Below are 21,081 nucleotides of genomic sequence, written 5' to 3'. Positions count from 1 at the left end.
ACTAGACCTAAGTAATAACATAAGTTAAATTTATAAATAATCTTATACTTTATAAACTATGAAAAAGCCAAAATTAACACTAACTTCAGTTCTTTTATTAGCTGGTTTATCTCTAACAACACCTGCACAATCTGCTCTTTTAGTAGACAAATCATACACTCCAAAAAGACTGGAGCAAAACGAATGTGTTACTGAACAAGATAAAGAAAAATTAGGAATTAACCCCTATCAACACAGTCAAGGAGTTGGAACTCAAGCAAATTTTAGAACTGAGAAAGATTTGTTTGAATTAATTTCTAAATTTTACACTTGTAACAATTCTGATGAAGATGGTATAATGTATATGCTAACTTTTAACAATAAAAAAGAAGATGGAAGTATTAGAACTATAATGTATTCATTAACTACAAAAAAAGAAGATATAGCACATATGCCAAAAAGTATGAAATTATACAATTCAATCGATGAAGTTCTTAACCATGAACAATATCAATCATTAGTAAAAAAAATCGGAGAAGAAAATATTTTCTTTGAAGGAGTAGATGTTGAGAATTATAGATTTATGGGCTTATTTGATACAAATAAAACTATGTTAGTTTCTCCAGAAGAAGATAGAAAAAAATATAATCTCTCACAATAATTATTTAAAATAAAAAAATATAATTTCTAAAAAAGGATTATTCGACTAATAAGAAAAAGTCCATTAATTTTCATAGAAAATTAATTATACTCTTTGTAAAAAGTGTCTATTAATTCTAGAAGAATTAATTATATCCTTGATTCAAATCTTTAACTGTAATTTTTTGCTCTTTTGTTTGTTGATATTTGTAATCTAATTCTACAACAATTTGAGAAGCATAAGAGTCATCTCCTGACCTTGAAAAAGTACAATAAAATTTAGACTTACCATTAATCATATTTTGTCCTGAAACTGCTTCACAAGAACCTTGATCAGAACCAAGAGTCGCTACAAGTTCATATGAATTCGCATAATCCTCATCATTAAAACACTCATTAACAACTTTACCACCACCATTATCATTCACAGTAAAATCAATTCTAATTTCATCTTCAATTGAATTAATCCTGTCATACTTAACACTAAGCGGACCATTTTGTACTAAAGACTTTGTAACATCAGTATCACATTGATTATTTACTGAAGGAACACAAATTTGTTCCCTGTATAAAGTTTTAGCGCTATAACAATAATCAAACTTAGGATTAAAATTATAATCTCCAGTAAAACCTGAAACACTAACACCTGAAACAATATATCCTGCATAAATTCCAGGTCCTGTTTGAGTAGTAGCTTTTGGAATAGTATCAATTGAAAATTCTTCATCTAACCCATTAACATAATTCCAATCAAAACCTTTACTTCTAACTACTAAATCTGAAATCTCATGCTCTTGATAATTCGTGAAAACAAACGCAAAAGTTCCTGGTTGTTCCTTAATCATCTCAGATTTAGGATTACCTTCAGCAAAACTAAGTCCTACTCCAACTCCACCTTTAGATGATGAACCTGAACCCAAAAAACCACTAGTTTGAGCATCTCCAGTATCCGCAGAACATCCTGCAAACAAAATCATCAAACTAACTAAACCAATAACTAAAATCCTATTCATTTTTCTTTTTTTCCTCCATTTTTTTCATACTTATTATAATACTTAAAATACTCATCATTTCTCATAAGAACTGCATCTAAAATAATTTTTTTAATTTTTTCATCAAAAATTTGATGTAAGTCCATAAACTCTAAAATTCTATAACTATTCTTTACCTTCTCAACTAAAAAAACATCTCTTAATCTCTTAAGTTGTCTTCTAATATTCGAATCAGCAGTACCATTTAAAGAAAGTCCATTCTCTTGTCTAATTGAGAGTAACTCATCTTTAATTTCAGTTGCAAGAAGTTCTTTTCTAAGAGCTTTCGCTCTCTCCAAAACAAGAAGGATGTCAACGATAACATCTCTTGAATCTCCAGGTTGTAACAAACCCAAAGATAGACAAATCTTCTTTAATGTATCTCTTTCATTCAAATTATGAGGGGCTTCATACCTTCTCAAAGTCATTTCCATTAGCGGTGTTTCACTAAAATTTGCCATGTTAGTAAGATTTCTGCATTAACCATTTAAAAAACTTTGTGTTATATTTAAGCAAAGACACTAAACTTTAAGCAAAAGTAACTCAAATCAACTAAAATTTATAAATAATAAATCTCAAAAAAATATTATGAACATAACAAATTTAAACATTAAAGAAATATCGCAAAACAGTATAAGTACGATATTTTTCGAAATTGAATTACAAATATTTGAATTAGAAAATAATGTATCACAAATATTATACACTAAAAAATTACCTACAGTAAATCTATTAATTTTAAATCAAACTCTAGAAAATGAAATAAAAATTGCGAAAATGCCAACAACAAATTATACAATAACAACAAAAAAAATTGATAAAAAGAAAAACCCAATACGAAGATTCACCAATATAACTCAAGTAAGTAATGATAAAAAAATCATTTCAGAAATCATTATAACAAGACTCTCTCCAAATCATTAATTTATAAATAGCTTTATTAATAAAAATCTATTCTTTTTACTATGTTTAATATACCAAGAATCGAAAAACCTACTTTCTATATCGATCAAGCAATGAATGATATGCAACAATATGCTCAAAAAGAAAGAAATAATATTGAAGAAAGATATGAAAAGAATAAAAATCCTAAACAAAAAGAAAAATCTGGAGAAGAAATAAGACTAAATAAAAGAAAAGCCTTAGAACTTCAAAAAATCAGGCATTTAAATGACAAAGTAAATATTGCCTTAAAAAAAATAATTCTGAAATATCCTAAATTTAGAAGAGTAGAAGACATCTACAAAAAACTAATCGACACTAATGAGCACAGCGTAGCAACAATTGAAGATGCACTTAAAAGATTAAATTGGATTGCTTCAACAGTAGATGAACTTACTCAAAAAACTGAAGAAAAAATTAAAAAAGCAAGAACTCAAGAAACAACTGGCTTCTTAATGAAAAAATACCTTGGAAGAGTTAATTCATTATTTTCAAAAAACAAAGAATTCTTTAAAATATTAGAAGAATCCAGAAGATTTATGAATAAAATGCCAACTTTTGAAGACTTATACACAACTTCAATTGGAGGATTCCCAAATGTAGGAAAATCAACTTTAATGAACAAATTAACAGGTTCAAAAGTTGAAATTCAAAATTATCCATTCACAACAAAAGGTTTAATGTTTAGTTACATCAAAGTTAATGATAATAAAATAATTCAATTAATTGACACTCCAGGTCTTCTAGGAAGAGAAAACAAATCAAATAACATTGAAAAAAGAGCTCAAATAATTCTAACACAATACTCTGACTCCATAGTATTTGTGCTAGACTTTACTGAAACTTGTGGATTTTCAATAAGTCAACAATTAAAATTATTAAAAGAAACTAAAGCTTCAGAAAAACCAATCGTACTATACTTATCAAAAACAGACATTTTTGATGGTGAAGCTAATGAATTAAAAGAAGATTCGAAAATTGCTCTAAAAAAATACGAAGTATTTGAAGATCCAAAAAAATTAAGAGATTATTTAATCAAACAAAGAATTAAAGATCAAAAATTTAATGTGAACGAAATAAAAACAATTAAATAAATTATATTTTACTTCTTCAATTTTGCAAAAAGTTCCCCAGAATCATAAAGTATTCTTAATTCCTCATAACCACCAATAAATTCTCCAGAAATAAAGATTTGAGGAAATGTCATTGACTTGGTTCGACTAAAAAGTTCAGCTATGACTTCTTGCTTACCATTAACAATAATCTCCTCAAAAACTTCACTTAAATTATTAAACATAGATTTAGACATCTCGCAAAAAGAAGATCCAATTTTAGTATAAATTACAATTTTTGCCATAGACAATCATACATTGAGAATTTAAAAAAGTATCTAAAAATAATTCATCTTTAAGAAGTAAGCACTTGGAGGGAGTTGAACCCTCGACCTGCGGTTTACAAGACCGCCGCTATAGCCACTAAGCCACAAGTGCATCAATACTAATAGAACTTAAGAATCATTTATAAATTTTACTTTCAGTGAAAGTTTAAGAATTTGAAAAATTGTTAAAAAAAATTGATTTTAAAAGTAATAATATTGGAACCTATAACAAAAGTTTATATACTTCAAATATGAAATATTAATAATGAAAAAGTTACCTTTAGAAGATGCTCTTCCTTTGATACAACAAACTTTAAATATCCCTAAAGAAAAATTAGAGATTATGTTAGATGTTCCATTAGATGTTCCTGAAAAACTAGAAATCTATGTCACCTTTCCACATCAAGATGAAGAATATACTCTTCAATTAACACATATGGAAAACAAACATGAATCATATACTTTAAGACTATTTGATAAAAATGAGATAAGTATGTATAAAGATTCTTCAATAATGTCAAAATCAGAATTAATTAAAAAAATACAGGAAAGTCAGAAGATCTTACCTGAAATTAAAGAAAAGATGCCAGAAATTGAAGGTGGTTGGATTCGAGGAAAATTTTATGAAAAAAGAAAACAAAATCTTGATTACAAAACATATTCTAGAATTAAAAAGCAATCTTTTGCTTTTTAATCCTTCAAACTAAAAGAATTATATAACAAAACTTTCCCAACATCCTTAGTTCTAAATTGCATGTAGAGTTCTATTGGTAGAGAATATCTTGGATTAACAGCTAAAGTGAAATTTGGATTTCCATTAAGAGATTTCAAATAAAAATTCAAAATAGTCTCTCTATTACTAGAATCTTCTTTTTCCCAAACAATTTCCTTTTTAACTAATTCAGTAAGTTCAAATTTAAGTTTTGTAACTAATCCATCCTTTATTTTCAAAGCCTCAGTCTTCCATTCTCTCGAACCAACTTTTAATCTTGAAAAATATTCTCTATTCTCTCTAATTACTATACTATTTTTCAAAGTCCTAAGTTTTTCTTCTTTACTCTCAATCTCCAAATCAACACTTTGTAATTTTTTAACAAATCTATCATGTCTAGCCTTAGCATATCTATCTCTAATATCTTCAGAAGATAATGCTGCACACCTATTTTCAATCAAATAATCTCTTCCAATTATTTTCGATTCTACTTCAAGTTCAAGTTTTTTAAGATTTCTTTTATTAGAATATCCTTCTAAAACTGAAGAAAATTCAAATATATCTTCATCATTCAATTCAACTAAATCTGAAATATCTCTCTCAATCATCTCAATCATCGGATTAAAAGTTCTAATATGGGAAGAAGGATCATAATCTAGCCTATAAACTGGTCGTCTTCCACCATTAAATCCATCAATAGACAAAATAACATTAGGATAGGTAACCTTTTCTCCAAATCTATTTTTAACAAAACTAAAATGATTAATAAGCTCAGGTTCAGAAATTAATTTGAAATTAAACTCCATATTAGAATCAAAATAGTTTCCTTCTCCAATTTTCATAACTGGTCTCTCATTAACAATTTCTACTCTTAATCTATTTTGGTCTCTATCCCTTTTCTTTACAGAATTAGGTAAATTTTTTCCAATATAATCTTCTAATGAAGTTCTGCAAGAATCAGGAGTTTCGCCAAACAAAAAGAAACCATTCTCAAAAACAACTTTTTCATTGTCTTTTCTTAAATAATCTACAATCTTTCTCATATATTTTGAATGAAAATGTAACATTGCTAAATTCAACATACTTATTTGATTAACTTTACTAATCCCCCTATTTTCACCTCTGCCAGTCTTAACATCTATTGGAAAAATATGAGCTTTCCCTTCTAAAGACTCTATATACAAAAAATCAGGTCTTGCAATATATTTTTGATACTCATCACCTCTTCCTTGAGATCCTACAAAATCCTCTCTTGGAATCTCTGCATAATCAAACGGTACAATCATACCGTTTTTAAAAGAAGAAAAAAAGGGATTCAAAAGCAACTCATTAGATACAATTACTTGATTAGATGAAGGTTTATTCACACTCAAATAAACTCTCTTATCTACAAAAATTGGATCAATACTAGAATTAGTTTTCGAAAAAGCTTCAAAAACTTTCCTCTCTAAATCTTTAGACTCAGAAACACGAGATCTTTTTTCTTTATTCTTTTTAGACATCAAAATTCACCTTTATAAAAATCAAATTTTCCAATAGATTCAATAAAATCGTCAAGCTTTTTAATTGGAAGTGTGTTTACTGCAGCTGCAGCTTTATGTCCTCCACCTCCATAATAACTCATAAACTTATCAATTCTAATATTATCATACCTTACGCTACCTGTAGCTCTTCCGGAAATTTTTCCAAAGCCTTTTCCATCTTCAGAATACGTAGTTCCTGTCAAAAATATTGCTTTTCCTGAAGGTAATAAATTTGTTTCACAAGCAATTCCTGCAAAAACTCCATTCATCTGTCTTAAATCAATTTCAAAATCTTCCCCAACTGGTTTTAAGAAATCAACATTCATAAAATATACTCCCTTTGAAAGTTCAACTAATTTTTTTCTAGATAAAATCTCACCCTCAAGAGCGCTCATTCCTTTATGAACATATAATTTATACTCTGCCCATTTACTATGAACAGCTGAAACATTATCTCCGGGTTGTCCCCTAAAAACTTCATCAACTGCATCTAAAAAAATATCTCCAACTCTAAGTTTAGACATAGAAGTCATAAGATTTGCAATCTCAGGAATCGAAGTATTTGCTAGCTCTTTTCCATTAATTGGGACATATTGTCCTTGAGATAATTTGTCAATATTTCTTTCCAAATCTTCTCTATCTCCAAACGCAATTGTTGAATCCCTAAATCTACTAATTAAACTAGAATTAAGACTACTCTCATATGCTAAAGGATTTTTAGGATCATGCCCTAAATCCCTAATTAAACCTTCTGCTGCCTGGACCCTTTTCTCCATAACTTTAACATCATCAAAAATTTCAAAACCTGATTTAGCAAATCCATCTACAACTTCCAATATTCTCTCTTCATCTTCATAAGTAATATTTACAACAGGCCTACCAACTAAACTTGAAACTTTATCATTTAATCTAGAAATTTCTTTATCAGGTAAACTCTCCAAATAATGAGCATTAACACAAAAACCTTTTGCCTCTTTAGTAAAAGCATATCTAAAATCATTATATATATCAACAATCAAATCTGCTCGTTTATCTGAAATTTCTTTAAAAGAATTAACAAAACCACCATTTAATTGATTAATATCAGGAATTTGATACTTAAAATTAAATGTTGGGCCTGATTGAGCAAAAACTTTCCCTGAAGTTTTAGTATAATATCCGAAAAATGGAGAATCAATTTTTTTCAAAACTCCTCTATTTTCAAAATACTCATAAGCAGCTCGATTCAAACCAGTATCTTCTTGCATATCTGCTTTTGAACCAGCAATTCCAAACATAGAAATATAATCCAAATCTTTTCTCAAAGAAACTAAATTAGTTTTAACTTCATTACCTTTGTAAACACCATTTTCAATATCCAATTGAGTATCATCTTCAATTCTCTCATACAATCTATTAACAATAAAAGTTGAAATCATAGATGCAGAAAGTTCTTTTCCACCATCAATTCCTTGTAAATGCGGATTAACAATCTTAAACTTACTATCTAAACCTTCCTTAGGTTTATGATGATCAACAACTAGTGCATCTTCTAAATATTTATTAGCATCACTAGGTTCAAAAGATGCTAAATCCGAAATAATCCACTTACCTCCCTCTCCAAACCAATTATCTTGCAAACCTTTCAAACTAGACAAACTATTTTCATCCTTAGAAAAACTCATAATTCTCTCAGATTGAACAGTTTTAGTAGTATTACCTAGAAATCCTAAAACTCTCTCAAGTCCTTTTTGAAAAACAATTTGAGAACCAAATCCATCTGCATCAGCCAAATGAGACACAATATTAATATTTTCCTCTTTAGAAAAATCATTTACTATAGAATAAATCCAATCTACTCCATGTTCAATAGAATCAATAAAACTTTGATACTCAGGGTATCTTTTCAATACTTCATCCAAATTCTCTGAAGACTTCATTCGTAACTAAAAAGTTACTAACAATTTAAGTTTATAAACATTTTCAATGAGTGCAAAAATAAATCCGAAAAAATAAAAACTTTAAACTTTCTTCATTTTCTTTTCAACATCATCAAGTTCTTTCTTGTAAAGTCCAACTAATTCCTTAAATTCTTTTTTATAAACTTTCATCAATGATTTTTTAATATTACAATCTTCCATAAAAACTTTCAAATTTTCATAAATAAAATCTACTCCTGATTTCTCCAACATAACATACAAAGAAAGTAAAATCTCTTCATCCTTTTTATACATTTTATGTTCAGAATAATTTTTAATCATAAAATTAATTCCAGCTTTTTGAAAATTTCCAGAAGTAATCTTTGAAAGAGCATTACTAAAATGTTTATAAAATAAATTATAATCAACAGGATTAGGATAATAATTTTTACACAAATATAATTTGATTAAACAATAATCAGTCATAATGCTAATTTGTTTGTCAATATTTTCTCCAAAAATTGGTCCAACTGCAGTAGGATGTGCTAAACAAATATAATTTTGATAATCAATATAACCACTAAAAACTCCAAGCCTTTGATCATGAGAACCAACTTTTGAAACCAATTGTGAAGTATTATAATAAAGCTCTACATCAACTACTTCAGGTTCAACGCCAAATCTTTTAGCAATAACTTTATTTCTGTCCAAAAGAACAGCCTCAATTTTCTCATTAACTTTTAATTCTTCCTTCTGGGAAGGAATCGTTGTAATTTTTACCATTTTTAATTTGTTATTGTTTAAAATGGTACCGAACAAACAAAGTAAATGACTGCACCATTCTCACATAATTAATTTCACATAATTTCGATAAATAATATTTTCAATCTCAATCTTATCAAGACCTTTAATATTTGCTATCTCCTCGTAAACTCGAGGTATATTAAGCGACGAATTTCGCTCCTTTGATGGATTCAAAAAAGGACTATCTGTTTCCGCTAATAACTTTGATATAGGCATTTCCTCAACTAACATTCTAAAACTTTGAGTATTTAAAACAATTAATGGAATTGAACAATATATCTTTAACTCTTTAATTTCACTTATTAATCTTTTCTTCCCACTAAAGCAGTGTAAAATAAATTTAGTGAACTTATATTTTTCGACATACTCTCTAAGTATATTTAATACTTCAATTTCAGCCTTTCTTGTATGAATTGACAAAGGTTTATCCAGTTCAATTGCAAGCTCGATAATTCTTCTGAATCTTGAGACTTGCTTTGCAAACAATTCCTCAGTATCTCCATATTTTTTATCAAGCCCAACTTCACCAATTAAAACAAACTTGTCCTTTTCTTGTTTGATAATTCCTAAATACTCTTCAAAATCCTCATCTGAAATATTTTGAGCATCTTCAGGATAAAGTCCAGGACACACTTTAACTACATCAGAATTAGACTCAAAAAGCCCTTTAGTATACATATAATTCTTATAATTAATAGTATTAGTTAAAGCAATTACATTATTACTCTTCATATCTTTAACTAACTGCTCTCGATCAGAATCAAAACTATTCCAATCCAAATGAGCATGTGTGTCTATATAGACCATCTAAGAAATAAAAGTTATAAAAAGTTTATAAAACTATTTAATCGAAGATTAAATTGATTAATAATATCAAATTTTTATTTGTATGTGGTACACATACTTGTGAATAAGTATTGCTAATGACTGAACTATTTAATAAGATATTAAATAGTACCAAACGAACATAGTGAGTAACTATGATTTGTAAATATTAAACTCAAGCAGACCTTTTATAGAGTTTTTCAAAAGAATTTGGATGAACTCCCAAATAATCTAAAAATTCTGGTTTCAAATCTAATGCATCCTTAGAATCAGAATTTACTCCACTCTCAGCAAATTGAGTAAATAAATGCCTATCTTCACCATACGCACTAGCTAAATCTTCTAATTTCTTAACTTTTCTTAATCTCTCAATATCTTCAAAAGCAAATTTTTCATCAAAACCAAATTCTCCTAATTTTCTAGTAAATCTTTTAGAAGTAAATACAGGTAACAAATAACTATCTTGAATTTTATTAAATGGATTCTCACTAATTTCTCTTTCTAATTGTATAAAACTCTCAACTTCATATTTTAAAATTGATGCATCTCTTAATTTGTACGCCTTATTAATTTCTTTCTCTTTTCGAGATAAAGATGGAACTACTTTAAATTTAGAATTAGGTAATCCATAAAATCTTTTTGGAACTCTCCCAAACATCTCTAAATCAATAATAGAGCTTAATATTTCTTGCCGACTCTTTGTCGAATATGCTGAAGGATTATTTCTTCCCATAAATAGGAACAAAAAAAGAAGTATATAAATTTTTCCATAAGATGTGAATTAAAACTAAACTACTTTAATCTTCGTCTTCTTGTGCTTCTTCTTTCCTTTCTTCTCTAGAAGTCATAATAATTCTAAGCATTGTAGCATAAGCAGGCCTTGTAACAAACACACCAATAGTCACACCAATAATGATCACAAATGCAAACCCTTTAAGTAATAATAAAACAGGACTAAAGAAAAGTGGAGTGATGGTAAAAGTAAAAGTCCAAAATGCAACAATCATAAGTAACTTATATTTAAATTTACTATTTAATCTAACCAAAAATAATACACTAATCAAAATGTTAAGTATAGTAATAACCATATAAATTACAATCTTTGAACCAGCTGCAAGTAAAAACGGAGCCATTGCTGCAATAGTTGTAAAATATGCAATCATAATAATATAAAATGCATTCTTAACTCTAGTTTTACTTGTTAATTTCTTATCTCTATCTCTAAAATACTCATCAGTAATAATAATTTGATCATCAACTCCAGTTCCAATTGCAGCAATAAGTCCTCCAATTGCAACTAAATCAATACTCAGACCTAAAAGTGCAGACGCACCAAATACAATAATAACTTCTCCAACAAGAGCAATCATAATTCCAATAAAAATTCCGATATGCCTATACCTTAAAGCAACAACAGAAGAAACTAAAAGAACTGCAAGAACTCCAACAATAATTGAATTTTTCAAAAAACTGCTACCAGTAGAACTTGAAACAGAATAACTTTGTTCGACATTTAATTCTGTTGGAAGAGATTTAGTCAAAAGAAGAGTCTTAAGTAAATCTTTTTCTTTATTAGCATTATCTATTGCTTTTTCTTGTGTAGAACCAGGATCTCCAACAACTGAAATTTGAGGTGTTGAAATCTTTTGAGTTTTAAATGCAGAAGAAATACTAAGCGAAGTAATCTCTTGTCCATCTAAAAAAAATGCAACTTCTTCACTAAGATAACTACCTGAAACAACATCAAGTTGACTTGTCTTATCAAAAAAATTATTTGTTCCTTCTTCATCAATCTCTAAAGAAAAACTAACTTTGTAAACATAACCATCCTCATCATCAGAAACAAGCTCATATCTTAAATGGGAAGGATCATCTTTCACCATTAAAACATTTTCTCCAGTAAAAACTGTAACATTTCCAACTTTAGCATCAAATTCACCTTGTTTAGAAATCAAATCAAAAATATCATTTTTATTAGTTGAAATACTCTCAACAATAACAAATTTTTCTCCACTAAAAGAATCAACAAGCTTATTGACCTTAGTTCCGGATGCACCAAATATATCTAATCTATTCTTCAAATTAGAAACAAGTAAATCAAACTGCTCTTCAGAAATTTCATCTACAGGTTTTAGAATTAATCTTGATCCTCCTTCAAGTTCAATACCTAATCTTAAATTAGACATGGCACCTTCTTTAACACTCAAACCAATATAATTTGCAACACTTCTATTTCCTAAATCTGACAAAAGAAAATTATACTCACCCTGATCAGTCACAATATCAACCAAATCTCCTTCTAAAACACCATTAAGTGCATTAAAATAATCATCAACAATTATAATTTGATTAGAATTAACACTAAGTACTCTTTCAAAATCTCTAGGATTTGCTTTTGAATTAAATTCAAACCCAGAATTATCTGCTAAACTACCAACGGTAACTCCATTGATTACAACTCCTTGATCTTTAAAATTAAAATTAATCGTTAAAACACTAATAAGAACAAAAAAAACCAATATCCAAAATCTAACACTCTTTAAAATGTCAGTAATATTTGTAAAAAAACTATCTTTCATAGATAATTTAAACAAGAAATATTTTATAAAGTTTTGGAGATAATATATAATAATAAAAAGTGAAAAAAGAATCTAAAACACTCAACTATTACAATGCAATAGCTAAAGGATACAAAAATTTATATCACGAAGAACAAATTCTAAAAATAAACAAAATAAAACAATTCTTACCTGAAAAAGGAACTATCCTTGATTTAGGTTCAGGTGATGGAATATTAAATCAATTTCTAAACAAAGAAATAAAAATTATCTCTTTTGATTTAAGTTTCGAACTTCTAAAAATAAACAAAAATAAAAATAAAATTCAAGGATCAATTCTAAATATCCCATTCAAAAATGAATCGTTCAAATACATTTCCTCATTTACAGTATTTCAAGACATACCCGATAAAAAAAAAGCAATACAAGAAACAAAAAGAATTCTAAAAAAAGAAGGAATTTTAATATTAAGTTTTTTACACCTTACAAAAGGGATAGACATTTTAATTAAAGAAATAAAATCCAACTTCAGAATTATAGAAGAAATAAAAGAAGAAAAAGATTATATATTTATATTACAAAAAAAATAACACTTTTATTCTTTTGTACATACTTTTAGCGACTTGCAAATGAGCGTTAAAGAAAAGGTGTGAATGGATATTTACATTACAAAAAAAAAATAACAAATTATATTTTATTCTTTTTTAGTATGAACAATTGCTTTAGTTTGTAAAAGTGAGACAACTTCATCTATATCTCTATCCATTTTGTTAAAATGTTCAATAACATATAAATAAACAACAAACAATAATAAAGTTCCAACAATTAAAGCTACTGCTAAAATTTCTCTTGAAATAAACTCAACAACTGCAGAATACATTGCAAGAGCAATAATTAAAATATAAACAATAACTGTTTTTGAAAGTATCAAACTATACTTCTCCTTATTCAACTTAGTTTTCTCAACTATTAGATTAATAACTGCACTATCTAGCAAGTCAAACTCTTTTTTTTGTAATTTTTTAGCTAACATAGTAAATTTATTTATAAAAAGCTATTTAGAGATTTCTTACTTTTTCAAAGTGATAAAAATAAAAAATACTTTTAGGACTCATAGAAAAAACAAAACTTTAAAAAGCGAAATATTTAGTAAAAAGTATGAGTAATAGTAATTATGGAGCTGGCAACATTAAAGTTCTAAAAGGCCTTGAAGCCGTAAGAAAAAGACCGGGTATGTATATTGGTGGAACAGGAGTTGATGGTCTTCATCATCTTGTTAAAGAATTAGTTGATAATTCAATAGATGAGGCCCTAGCAGGGCATTGTGATAAAATTAACATTACAATTCATACAGATAATTCTGTAACTGTAAAAGATAATGGAAGAGGAATTCCAGTAGATAAACACAAAGAAGGGAAATCTGCAGTAGAAATTGTGTTCACTGTTCTTCATGCTGGAGGAAAATTTGATAAAGACTCATATAAAGTCTCAGGTGGTCTTCATGGAGTAGGATCTTCAGTTGTAAATGCTCTATCAACAAATTTGACTGCAAAAATTTACAAAGATGGATTTGAATACCAAATCGATTTTGAAAATCAAAAATCCAAAGAAGGTTTAAGACAAATAGGGGAAACTAAGCAAAGTGGAACCGAAGTTACATTCTGGCCAGATGCATCTATTTTTGAAACTATTGAATTTGATTACAAAACTATGAAAAAGAGGTATAGAGAATTTGCATTCTTAAACTCTAATGTAACAATTGTATTCACAGATGAAAGAAACAATAAAGAAGAAGTATTCCACTACGAGGGTGGACTTAGTGAATTTGTAGAATACATTATTGGAAGCAATAAAAAAGTAATCAAAGATGTAATTGCAATTACTGGAGAAAAAGAAGATGTACAAGTAGATGTAGCATTAACATATACAGACTCATACAATGAAACTCTTGATGGATTTGTAAATAACATCTCAACTCCTGGTGGAGGAACTCATATGTCAGGATTTAAACTAGGAATCACTAAAGCAATTAAAGATTATCTAGCTCTACATGGTAAAGCTGCTGATAAAAAATTAAATCTTAGTGGAGACGATATAAGAGAAGGAATCACTGCAATCGTTTCAGTAAAAGTTCCAGAACCTCAATTTGAAGGTCAGACAAAAGATAAATTAGGTAATCCTGAAGTTCAAAACATTGTATCAACAATTTTCTTTGAACAATTCTATACATACCTAGATGAAAATCCTAAAGCTGCTCAAACTATAATTGAAAAAGCATCTCAATCACAAAAAGCAAGAGAAGCTGCAAGAAAAGCAAGAGATTTGGTAAGAAGGAAAAATGTTTTAGAATTCTCTTCATTACCTGGAAAACTTGCAGACTGTTCATCAAAAAAACCTGAAGAATGTGAAATATTCATCGTAGAGGGAGACTCTGCAGGTGGAAGCGCTAAACAAGGAAGACTAAGAGAAACACAAGCAATCCTTCCTCTAAAAGGAAAAATCATCAATGTTGAAAAAGCAAGACTAGTAAAAGTTTTAGAAAATGAAGAAATCAAAACACTAATTAGTGCTATGGGAACTGGATTTGGAGAAAACTTCGATGCTGAAAAATTAAGATATCACAAGATTGTAATAATGACGGATGCAGATGTTGATGGTGCTCATATCGCAACTTTATTATTAACTCTATTCTTTAGACATCTAAAAGAATTAATATTAAGAGGACATGTATATTTGGCAATGCCCCCATTATATAAAGTTAAAAAAGGAAGATCAGAAAAATATCTCTACAACGAATTTGAGTTAGATCAATACAAAGAAGAAAATAAAGATGAAAAATTTGAAATTCAAAGATATAAAGGTTTAGGAGAAATGAACCCTGACCAACTATGGGACACGACTCTAGATCCTGAAAAAAGATTCATTAAGAAAATCTCAATTGAAGATGCAATCGATGCTGAAATGGTATTCTCAATGTTAATGGGAGACAAAGTAGAACCAAGAAGAGACTTCATCATCGAAAATGCTGAATTCGCAAAAGATTTAGATATTTAAAATCTAAAAATTTTATAAAGTATTTTTATTCTAATAAAAACAAAAGTTTAAATAATAATTTCATAAATCCTCATTATGGAAAACAATCCTATACTAAATACACTTCAAAATCCTGAATACGATTTTTCATTCGTATTAAACAAGACAGTTGAATTAACAAAAAAATATATCAAAGAAATATTAATAATTGCATTAATATCAACAATTTTAAGTTTAGGTATCAATTCTTTAACTCACTATATTAACAACATAATATTTACTAATCTTGATTTTGCTTCAATGGAAGCCGCAGAGATTTTAGAATATTTTCGAATACATATTAGTGAATTAGTTAGTTATATTTTCTTTATCATTACAATCATTATAGTTAGTCTAATTGTAAATTTGCTGTTAACATCAACATTAATATTTTATATAAACAATGATCACCTAAATAATAAAATAAGCTTAAATGATTCTTTCTTAAAAGCTATAGATAAAATTTGGATTTTACTTCTAACTCAAATCATATTTGGAATATTCGTATTTGGTTTAAGTTTATTATTCATAATCCCTGGAATTATTTTTGCAGTATATTGGGGACTATATTTATATGCAGTAATAATTAGAGATAAAGATTACACTCAAGCATTAAAATACAGTAAAGATCTTATTAAAGAAAATTGGTGGAGAACAGTAGGATATTCATTTGTAATACTCTTAATTATTGAAGGAATCCAATTTATTTTAGGATTATTTCTTATCCCTCTTTACTTTGCTTTAGCTTTTATTAAAAACTATTATATTCAACAATTATTAATCCTCCCTTCTACTTTTATAAGTACAGCCGTAGGATTTATCTTCATTTTATATGGAATAACATACTTTAAAGTACTAGAAAAAGAAAAAGGAATTGAAAATGAACTCGAGTAAAATATACCTAAATTTTATAAAAAAATAAATCTTTTTTTTTCTATGCCCCTAACAGAATACAAAGGAAAACTAACACAAATTAAAGACATTGGTGATAATGCTAGACATTTCGTAATAACATTTGACCAGGAATTCAATTTTAAAGCAGGTCAATTCTTAAATTTATCATTCCACGATAAAGATGAAGATTTTATGAGGCCTTATTCAATTGCTTCATCCTCATCAAACAACAAACAAGTTGAATTATGTATAAAGAAAATAGATACAGGAAAAGTAACCCCTCATCTTTTTAAAAAAGTTGAAGGAGATGAAGTCATAATCAGAGGACCTTTCGGATTATTTACACTCGAAAAATGTCAAAAAGAAAAAATTGTATTCATTGCAACAGGCACAGGAATTGCGCCATTTAGAAGCATGACTGCAGAAATAATTGACAAACATTTAGAAAAAGAAATAATACTAATCTATGGAACAAGACAAGAAGACAAAATCTTATACAAAGAAGAATTTGAAAAAATTGAAAAAGAAAATCCAAATTTCAAATATGTTCCTATAATATCAAGACCAACTGAAAACTGGGAAGGAAGAAAAGGATATGTTCAAGACAATTTAGACATGATTGATGTACTAAACTCAGAAGTTTATATGTGTGGGCTTCCAGCAATGATTGAAACTACTGAACAAAAATTACAAGAAAAAGGTATTCCTAAAGAATTAATCCATTTTGAAAAATTCTAAAAAATAAAAAAATAATTTTAATCTCTATTTCTTCCTTGACCTCTACCTTGGCCTCTAACAAAATCATTATTTGATTTAGCATTTTCTTCTTGCGAAGAATTATCTTCATTTGTTTTATTGCAACGACCTAAACCTCTTCCAGTTTTAGGTCCTTTTCCTTGCGGTCCGGTTCTATCCCTATTTGGCATTTTATAATTTCCTCCTTCAATTCTAATAGCAAGTCCTTCAACTAAGGCCTTAATTAATTTTTGTTTAGTATCTACATAAAGCCTATTAAAAGTTGGTTGTGAAACTACCATTAATTCTGAAGCTTCTATCTCCGATTTATTATGATAGTCTTTTAACTTTAAAGCTTCAAAACCTTCTACAGTAATTATTATTTCCTCTAATTCGTTAAGCATAACTCCACTTGGTTTATAATAATTAAACTTAGGCAATCCGCTAACAACTCTAAATCTTTTTGGTCTTACCACATTATGAATAGTAATTCATAATTAAAAAAACTTTGCAAACTGTGAAACAATATTCACTCAATAAAAATCTGTACTAAAAATGAAAATTAAATTAAATTAATTATTTTTATTCTTCTCAATCCACCATAAAATGATTCCAGCATTTTGAAACCAAGTTGAGATAAAATCTACCAATAAACCAATAACTAAAATCAATGCAATCTCAAAAATGATTGGAGAATTAGTAAAGATTAATGCACCTATTCCTGCAATAAGAGTAGTTGCAGTCATCAAAACTCCAGTTTTAAAAGCAAATTTTAACTTCTCAAAATAATTCTCACCCCTCTCAACTACAACTCTATTCGTAAGTAAAACATCAGTATCAATTGAATAACCAATAAGCATTAAAAGTGCTCCAATTCCTGCAATTGAAATTTTAATTCCAAAAGCATCCAAAACTCCAATAGTAACTACAACATCAAAAACTCCACTAAGAACAACTGCAGCAGATGGAACAAACTCTTTGAAATATAAAAAAATCACAATAGACATTAAAACAAAAGCTACAAATAAAATATAAACTGCTTGTTTGAAAAAAGTTCCTGAAAGAGTAGAACTAATAAAATTAGAATTATAATTCTCTCCCAATTCTAAATTTTCGCCAAAATACTCTTCTAAAAATGAAATCAATAAATCCTCTTCCAAATCAGTATCAATAATAAATCCAACTCTTGAACCCTCATCAACAAGTTCAGACACTCCAAAAGAATTATCATTAAAATTTCTCTCAAGCGAATCTAAAAGTTCAGCATCTGAAAATAAGCTATCAACTTCAACTATAGAACTTAATCCACCTTTCAATGAAACATCCCTATAAACAGGAGTCCCATCATTAATCACTGCTTGAAAAATAAAAAATAAGGATACAATAAAAATCAATGCAGGAACTATAATTAATCTCTTATAATTTCTCTTATAAAATGCTAAAAATGTACTATCTAAAACCTTATTAGATTTTATTTTTTTTTTACCCATAGATTATCTCAATCAAACTTCATTTAAAAAACTTACTTGTCAAATTTAAATTCACCTTATTAAAGTAATAATAAACAATCATAAACAAATAATATTAAAGAATATTATGAAACCTATGATTAATATGAAAATTCTTTTATTTTTATTGCTACTTTTTAGCTTAATCAATGTAAATTTTGCAGTAGACGACCAATTAAAGATATTTTCTCCAAAATATTTTAACGAACAAACAAACATATATGATAAAATCCATTATTTGGCAAATGAACAACTATCATTTAAATTTTTTTCAGAAGAATCAAAGAATATCTCATTTGAAATTACATGCAATAACATTCCAAAAGAATTAGAAGTTTTTAAATTCGAAGCAGAAGATGGATGTTACTTTTCAAATTATGATTTAGAAAAACTAACTTGCACAAACTTTGAACTTGAAATAAATTATAATGTTAATAATAAAAAAAGGCAAATCTCTCGAGAATTCAAAAGTCAAAAACAATCCCTATTAATTAATCACATACTAAGCAAAGATTCCTTAGACTTAAACTCACAAGATTTAAGTTATTATCTAATTGTCTTAAATGAAATACAAGATCAAAACAGTAAAGAAAATAATGATATATATGAAAAATTAAAAAATGATAGAGATAATGAAGACAAATGTTGGCCAGAAAATGACTGTGAAATTGAAACAACTACAAACATATTAAACAATCTAAAATTTTCAAACTATGATCTAAATACAAGAATGCTTGAAGATGGTAAAAATTATCTAGAAAAAAATTTAATAAACAATGAAAACAATCCTCAAAAATTTGAAATAGAAATTGAACATACTTTCGAATCAAATGAAGAAATTTCTTGTGACCTAATAATTGATGAAGATGAAGAACGAACTTATGAATTTGATGAAGATTTAGATGATGAAGGATTTATAATTAGCAAAGAAGCATCCACTGACATTAGCTTTGAATGTAATACAACAATTGACACAATTAATTTCAAATTATATAATATTGATGATGATATTAACATTAACGAAGACCATGATGACATAAGTTCATTCACTTATAAATTAGAACCATTCTCCTGTAATGGTGAGAGTGAGTGTAATTATTACGCCTCAATAAATGCTCTTGCAATATATAAAGCTACCATAAAAGACTCACAACTAATCGAAAACTATGCAAACACACTAATACTAAAATTTGATGGAGAAAGTTTCATAAACTATGAAGACAGAATAGTTGATTCAAGTAAATACTTATATTACAAAAAAAATGATGAATTAGAAAATTATATCAAATACACACAAAATAATGATGGTTCATGGGGAGAAGATTCTAATTATGATAAAATAATTTCTACAGCTTGGGCAATAATTGGTTTACAAACTTCAATGTCTACTTCTGAATATGTAACTGATGGTAAAAATTGGATTTATTACAATGAACCCTATTCAGGATGGGGAAGTATTGAAAAGAACTCACTTGCATATATTGCAATAAAAGACAGTCTAAAACCATATCTTAAAATTTCATCTACAAACGAAATAAAAAATACAACAAGTTTTGAAATAGAAAATCCTACAATCTATGAATTAAGAAATTTAAGAGTTATATTTAGTGAAGACATTAACAAATACTTGTCATACACCCAAAGTCTAGGAGATCTAAAAGGAGAAGAAAAAATGGAATTTAGTGTTAATGTTGATGAAGAATTATTTGGAACAAAAAGTGGAGAAATTATAATTACGGGTATTGATGGAAAAAATAACGAAATTGAATTAGTTAATGCACCAATAAATGTCGTTGGAAAAGAACTCTTCACAATAACTCAAGAAAATATAGCTTTATCAGATGATGAAACTGTAATAAGATTAGAAATTAGCTCAACAATACCAAATTACAATTTCAAATGTTTATACGAGAACCCTTTTACAAATACACAAGAAGAAGCATTACTCTTATTTCCATTAAATGAAATATTAATTTCTAATCCTCTGCAAACTCCAGGAGAATTCCTATTAGAATTTGAATGCATATACAATGATAAAGATAAATTCAAAACAGAATTTGATTTAGAAGTAATAAAAACTAATAAGACTCTTGAAGTTATAGAATCTGAAAAAATAATTTTTGGAAGTAATGATTTTTCAATAAATGTGCTAAATATAAATCCAGATAGACAAGTAATTGAAATTTCAATAGAAGGAGATCTAGAAGGTATTGTGATTCCTTCTGAACCTAGTAAAGTTATAGCAAAAAATGAAACAAGAGAAATATACTTCTCAATAACAAATGAAGAAATATTATTTACATATGCAAACACTTCAAACTCATATATAGTAATTAAAGGAGAAGAAGATTATGTCAAAAAAATTCCTTTGAAAATCTCAACAATTGAACCTGAAGAAGGATTAAGTCTTACAACATACATAGTAATCATATTCATAGCACTCTCGGTAGTAATTTTTGTAATAAGAAGATACAGACATCTAAACTCTCAAGAAGATGCAAATCAAAATAACTATAAAAATGATGATGATTTAATGTTTGATGATTTAGAATTCGAAGAATAAATAGATTAAAAATAACAAAT

21 protein-coding genes and 1 tRNA gene are annotated in these 21,081 nt (G+C 27.6%); 9 read left to right on the top strand and 13 right to left on the bottom strand.

Annotation, left to right across the window (positions count from 1 at the left end; genetic code table 11):
- Positions 1 to 58 precede the first annotated feature (58 nt).
- The gene (locus tag PF569_06190) at positions 59 to 640 is read left to right on the top strand and encodes a hypothetical protein (protein ID MDA3855826.1); all 582 of its coding nucleotides are present in this window, start codon (positions 59 to 61) and stop codon (positions 638 to 640) included.
- A 124-nt stretch (positions 641 to 764) separates the two neighbouring features.
- Here the strand turns inward: PF569_06190 and PF569_06185 are convergent, their stop codons facing one another.
- Both PF569_06185 and PF569_06180 read right to left on the bottom strand, forming a co-directional pair.
- Positions 765 to 1,631: a hypothetical protein gene (locus PF569_06185; GenBank protein MDA3855825.1), complete on the bottom strand. Its 867-nt coding sequence runs from the start codon at positions 1,629 to 1,631 to the stop codon at positions 765 to 767.
- Positions 1,628 to 2,110 (bottom strand): hypothetical protein, encoded by a 483-nt coding sequence (locus PF569_06180; protein ID MDA3855824.1) that lies wholly within the window; start codon positions 2,108 to 2,110, stop codon positions 1,628 to 1,630. The genes PF569_06185 and PF569_06180 overlap by 4 nt, the downstream gene beginning before the upstream one ends.
- 127 nt (positions 2,111 to 2,237) lie before the next feature.
- On the opposite strand from PF569_06180, the gene PF569_06175 reads away from it, so the two are divergent.
- Positions 2,238 to 2,573, top strand: coding sequence for a hypothetical protein (locus PF569_06175; protein MDA3855823.1), 336 nt, complete (start codon positions 2,238 to 2,240; stop codon positions 2,571 to 2,573).
- 41 nt (positions 2,574 to 2,614) lie between these two features.
- The gene (locus tag PF569_06170) at positions 2,615 to 3,685 is read left to right on the top strand and encodes a 50S ribosome-binding GTPase (GenBank protein MDA3855822.1); all 1,071 of its coding nucleotides are present in this window, start codon (positions 2,615 to 2,617) and stop codon (positions 3,683 to 3,685) included.
- 8 nt (positions 3,686 to 3,693) lie between these two features.
- Here PF569_06170 and PF569_06165 read toward each other — a convergent pair whose 3' ends face one another.
- Both PF569_06165 and PF569_06160 read right to left on the bottom strand, forming a co-directional pair.
- On the bottom strand, positions 3,694 to 3,948 hold the full coding sequence (locus tag PF569_06165) for a glutaredoxin (protein ID MDA3855821.1): 255 nt from the start codon (positions 3,946 to 3,948) through the stop codon (positions 3,694 to 3,696).
- Between the two features lie 60 nt (positions 3,949 to 4,008).
- Positions 4,009 to 4,081: transfer RNA gene (locus PF569_06160), tRNA-Thr, on the bottom strand.
- A gap of 153 nt (positions 4,082 to 4,234) precedes the next feature.
- Between PF569_06160 and PF569_06155 the strand changes: the two genes are divergently transcribed.
- A complete protein-coding gene (locus PF569_06155; GenBank protein ID MDA3855820.1) occupies positions 4,235 to 4,663 on the top strand; it encodes a hypothetical protein in 429 nt (142 codons plus the stop codon).
- On the opposite strand, the gene PF569_06150 is transcribed toward PF569_06155, so the two are convergent.
- From PF569_06150 to PF569_06125, 6 genes are all read right to left on the bottom strand, one after another.
- Positions 4,660 to 6,183, bottom strand: a complete 1,524-nt coding sequence (locus PF569_06150) for a hypothetical protein (protein MDA3855819.1) — start codon at positions 6,181 to 6,183, stop codon at positions 4,660 to 4,662. The two genes, PF569_06155 and PF569_06150, sit on opposite strands and share 4 nt — an antisense overlap.
- Positions 6,183 to 8,123 (bottom strand): hypothetical protein, encoded by a 1,941-nt coding sequence (locus PF569_06145; protein MDA3855818.1) that lies wholly within the window; start codon positions 8,121 to 8,123, stop codon positions 6,183 to 6,185. Before PF569_06145 ends, PF569_06150 begins: the two co-directional genes overlap by 1 nt.
- Positions 8,124 to 8,204: 81 nt before the next feature.
- Positions 8,205 to 8,885 carry a hypothetical protein gene (locus PF569_06140; protein ID MDA3855817.1) on the bottom strand — a complete coding sequence of 227 codons (681 nt, stop codon included), beginning with the start codon at positions 8,883 to 8,885 and terminating at the stop codon, positions 8,205 to 8,207.
- Positions 8,886 to 8,945: 60 nt separating this feature from the next.
- Positions 8,946 to 9,713: a TatD family hydrolase gene (locus PF569_06135; GenBank protein ID MDA3855816.1), complete on the bottom strand. Its 768-nt coding sequence runs from the start codon at positions 9,711 to 9,713 to the stop codon at positions 8,946 to 8,948.
- 193 nt (positions 9,714 to 9,906) lie between these two features.
- Positions 9,907 to 10,464, bottom strand: a complete 558-nt coding sequence (locus PF569_06130; GenBank protein ID MDA3855815.1) for a hypothetical protein — start codon at positions 10,462 to 10,464, stop codon at positions 9,907 to 9,909.
- A gap of 64 nt (positions 10,465 to 10,528) precedes the next feature.
- Positions 10,529 to 12,310: a hypothetical protein gene (locus tag PF569_06125; GenBank protein MDA3855814.1), complete on the bottom strand. Its 1,782-nt coding sequence runs from the start codon at positions 12,308 to 12,310 to the stop codon at positions 10,529 to 10,531.
- A 59-nt stretch (positions 12,311 to 12,369) separates the two neighbouring features.
- Between PF569_06125 and PF569_06120 the strand changes: the two genes are divergently transcribed.
- Positions 12,370 to 12,879 (top strand): class I SAM-dependent methyltransferase, encoded by a 510-nt coding sequence (locus tag PF569_06120; protein MDA3855813.1) that lies wholly within the window; start codon positions 12,370 to 12,372, stop codon positions 12,877 to 12,879.
- Positions 12,880 to 12,983: 104 nt separating this feature from the next.
- On the opposite strand, the gene PF569_06115 is transcribed toward PF569_06120, so the two are convergent.
- Positions 12,984 to 13,322 (bottom strand): hypothetical protein, encoded by a 339-nt coding sequence (locus PF569_06115; GenBank protein MDA3855812.1) that lies wholly within the window; start codon positions 13,320 to 13,322, stop codon positions 12,984 to 12,986.
- Positions 13,323 to 13,447: 125 nt separating this feature from the next.
- Between PF569_06115 and gyrB the strand changes: the two genes are divergently transcribed.
- The 3 genes from gyrB to PF569_06100 all read left to right on the top strand — a co-directional run bounded on the left by gyrB (position 13,448) and on the right by PF569_06100 (position 16,993).
- Positions 13,448 to 15,343 (top strand): DNA topoisomerase (ATP-hydrolyzing) subunit B, encoded by a 1,896-nt coding sequence (gyrB, locus tag PF569_06110; protein ID MDA3855811.1) that lies wholly within the window; start codon positions 13,448 to 13,450, stop codon positions 15,341 to 15,343.
- A 75-nt stretch (positions 15,344 to 15,418) separates the two neighbouring features.
- Positions 15,419 to 16,255 (top strand): hypothetical protein, encoded by an 837-nt coding sequence (locus PF569_06105; protein ID MDA3855810.1) that lies wholly within the window; start codon positions 15,419 to 15,421, stop codon positions 16,253 to 16,255.
- Between the two features lie 42 nt (positions 16,256 to 16,297).
- The gene (locus PF569_06100; protein ID MDA3855809.1) at positions 16,298 to 16,993 is read left to right on the top strand and encodes an FAD-dependent oxidoreductase; all 696 of its coding nucleotides are present in this window, start codon (positions 16,298 to 16,300) and stop codon (positions 16,991 to 16,993) included.
- Between the two features lie 17 nt (positions 16,994 to 17,010).
- Here the strand turns inward: PF569_06100 and PF569_06095 are convergent, their stop codons facing one another.
- Positions 17,011 to 17,466, bottom strand: coding sequence for a DUF134 domain-containing protein (locus PF569_06095; protein ID MDA3855808.1), 456 nt, complete (start codon positions 17,464 to 17,466; stop codon positions 17,011 to 17,013).
- A 96-nt stretch (positions 17,467 to 17,562) separates the two neighbouring features.
- Positions 17,563 to 18,480: a hypothetical protein gene (locus PF569_06090; GenBank protein MDA3855807.1), complete on the bottom strand. Its 918-nt coding sequence runs from the start codon at positions 18,478 to 18,480 to the stop codon at positions 17,563 to 17,565.
- A 106-nt stretch (positions 18,481 to 18,586) separates the two neighbouring features.
- Here PF569_06090 and PF569_06085 point away from each other — a divergent pair, with 106 nt between their 5' ends.
- Positions 18,587 to 21,061 carry a hypothetical protein gene (locus tag PF569_06085; GenBank protein MDA3855806.1) on the top strand — a complete coding sequence of 825 codons (2,475 nt, stop codon included), beginning with the start codon at positions 18,587 to 18,589 and terminating at the stop codon, positions 21,059 to 21,061.
- Positions 21,062 to 21,081 lie beyond the last annotated feature (20 nt).

This window comes from Candidatus Woesearchaeota archaeon (assembly GCA_027858315.1).
Taxonomy (GTDB): Archaea; Nanobdellota; Nanobdellia; order Woesearchaeales; family UBA583; genus UBA583.
This window is presented reverse-complemented; position numbering and strand designations above follow the sequence as displayed.

What these genes read in the sequence shown, in the direction of transcription:
- PF569_06090 (MDA3855807.1), bottom strand. Translation starts at nt 18,480, where the DNA reads ATGGGTAAAAAAAAAATAAAATCTAATAAGGTTTTAGATAGTACATTT.
- PF569_06115 (MDA3855812.1), bottom strand. Translation starts at nt 13,322, where the DNA reads ATGTTAGCTAAAAAATTACAAAAAAAAGAGTTTGACTTGCTAGATAGT.
- PF569_06165 (MDA3855821.1), bottom strand. Translation starts at nt 3,948, where the DNA reads ATGGCAAAAATTGTAATTTATACTAAAATTGGATCTTCTTTTTGCGAG.
- PF569_06190 (MDA3855826.1), top strand. Translation starts at nt 59, where the DNA reads ATGAAAAAGCCAAAATTAACACTAACTTCAGTTCTTTTATTAGCTGGT.
- PF569_06170 (MDA3855822.1), top strand. Translation starts at nt 2,615, where the DNA reads ATGTTTAATATACCAAGAATCGAAAAACCTACTTTCTATATCGATCAA.
- PF569_06150 (MDA3855819.1), bottom strand. Translation starts at nt 6,183, where the DNA reads ATGTCTAAAAAGAATAAAGAAAAAAGATCTCGTGTTTCTGAGTCTAAA.
- gyrB (MDA3855811.1), top strand. Translation starts at nt 13,448, where the DNA reads ATGAGTAATAGTAATTATGGAGCTGGCAACATTAAAGTTCTAAAAGGC.
- PF569_06185 (MDA3855825.1), bottom strand. Translation starts at nt 1,631, where the DNA reads ATGAATAGGATTTTAGTTATTGGTTTAGTTAGTTTGATGATTTTGTTT.
- PF569_06155 (MDA3855820.1), top strand. Translation starts at nt 4,235, where the DNA reads ATGAAAAAGTTACCTTTAGAAGATGCTCTTCCTTTGATACAACAAACT.
- PF569_06085 (MDA3855806.1), top strand. Translation starts at nt 18,587, where the DNA reads ATGAAACCTATGATTAATATGAAAATTCTTTTATTTTTATTGCTACTT.
- PF569_06125 (MDA3855814.1), bottom strand. Translation starts at nt 12,310, where the DNA reads ATGAAAGATAGTTTTTTTACAAATATTACTGACATTTTAAAGAGTGTT.
- PF569_06130 (MDA3855815.1), bottom strand. Translation starts at nt 10,464, where the DNA reads ATGGGAAGAAATAATCCTTCAGCATATTCGACAAAGAGTCGGCAAGAA.
- PF569_06140 (MDA3855817.1), bottom strand. Translation starts at nt 8,885, where the DNA reads ATGGTAAAAATTACAACGATTCCTTCCCAGAAGGAAGAATTAAAAGTT.
- PF569_06135 (MDA3855816.1), bottom strand. Translation starts at nt 9,713, where the DNA reads ATGGTCTATATAGACACACATGCTCATTTGGATTGGAATAGTTTTGAT.
- PF569_06180 (MDA3855824.1), bottom strand. Translation starts at nt 2,110, where the DNA reads ATGGCAAATTTTAGTGAAACACCGCTAATGGAAATGACTTTGAGAAGG.
- PF569_06100 (MDA3855809.1), top strand. Translation starts at nt 16,298, where the DNA reads ATGCCCCTAACAGAATACAAAGGAAAACTAACACAAATTAAAGACATT.
- PF569_06105 (MDA3855810.1), top strand. Translation starts at nt 15,419, where the DNA reads ATGGAAAACAATCCTATACTAAATACACTTCAAAATCCTGAATACGAT.
- PF569_06145 (MDA3855818.1), bottom strand. Translation starts at nt 8,123, where the DNA reads ATGAAGTCTTCAGAGAATTTGGATGAAGTATTGAAAAGATACCCTGAG.
- PF569_06175 (MDA3855823.1), top strand. Translation starts at nt 2,238, where the DNA reads ATGAACATAACAAATTTAAACATTAAAGAAATATCGCAAAACAGTATA.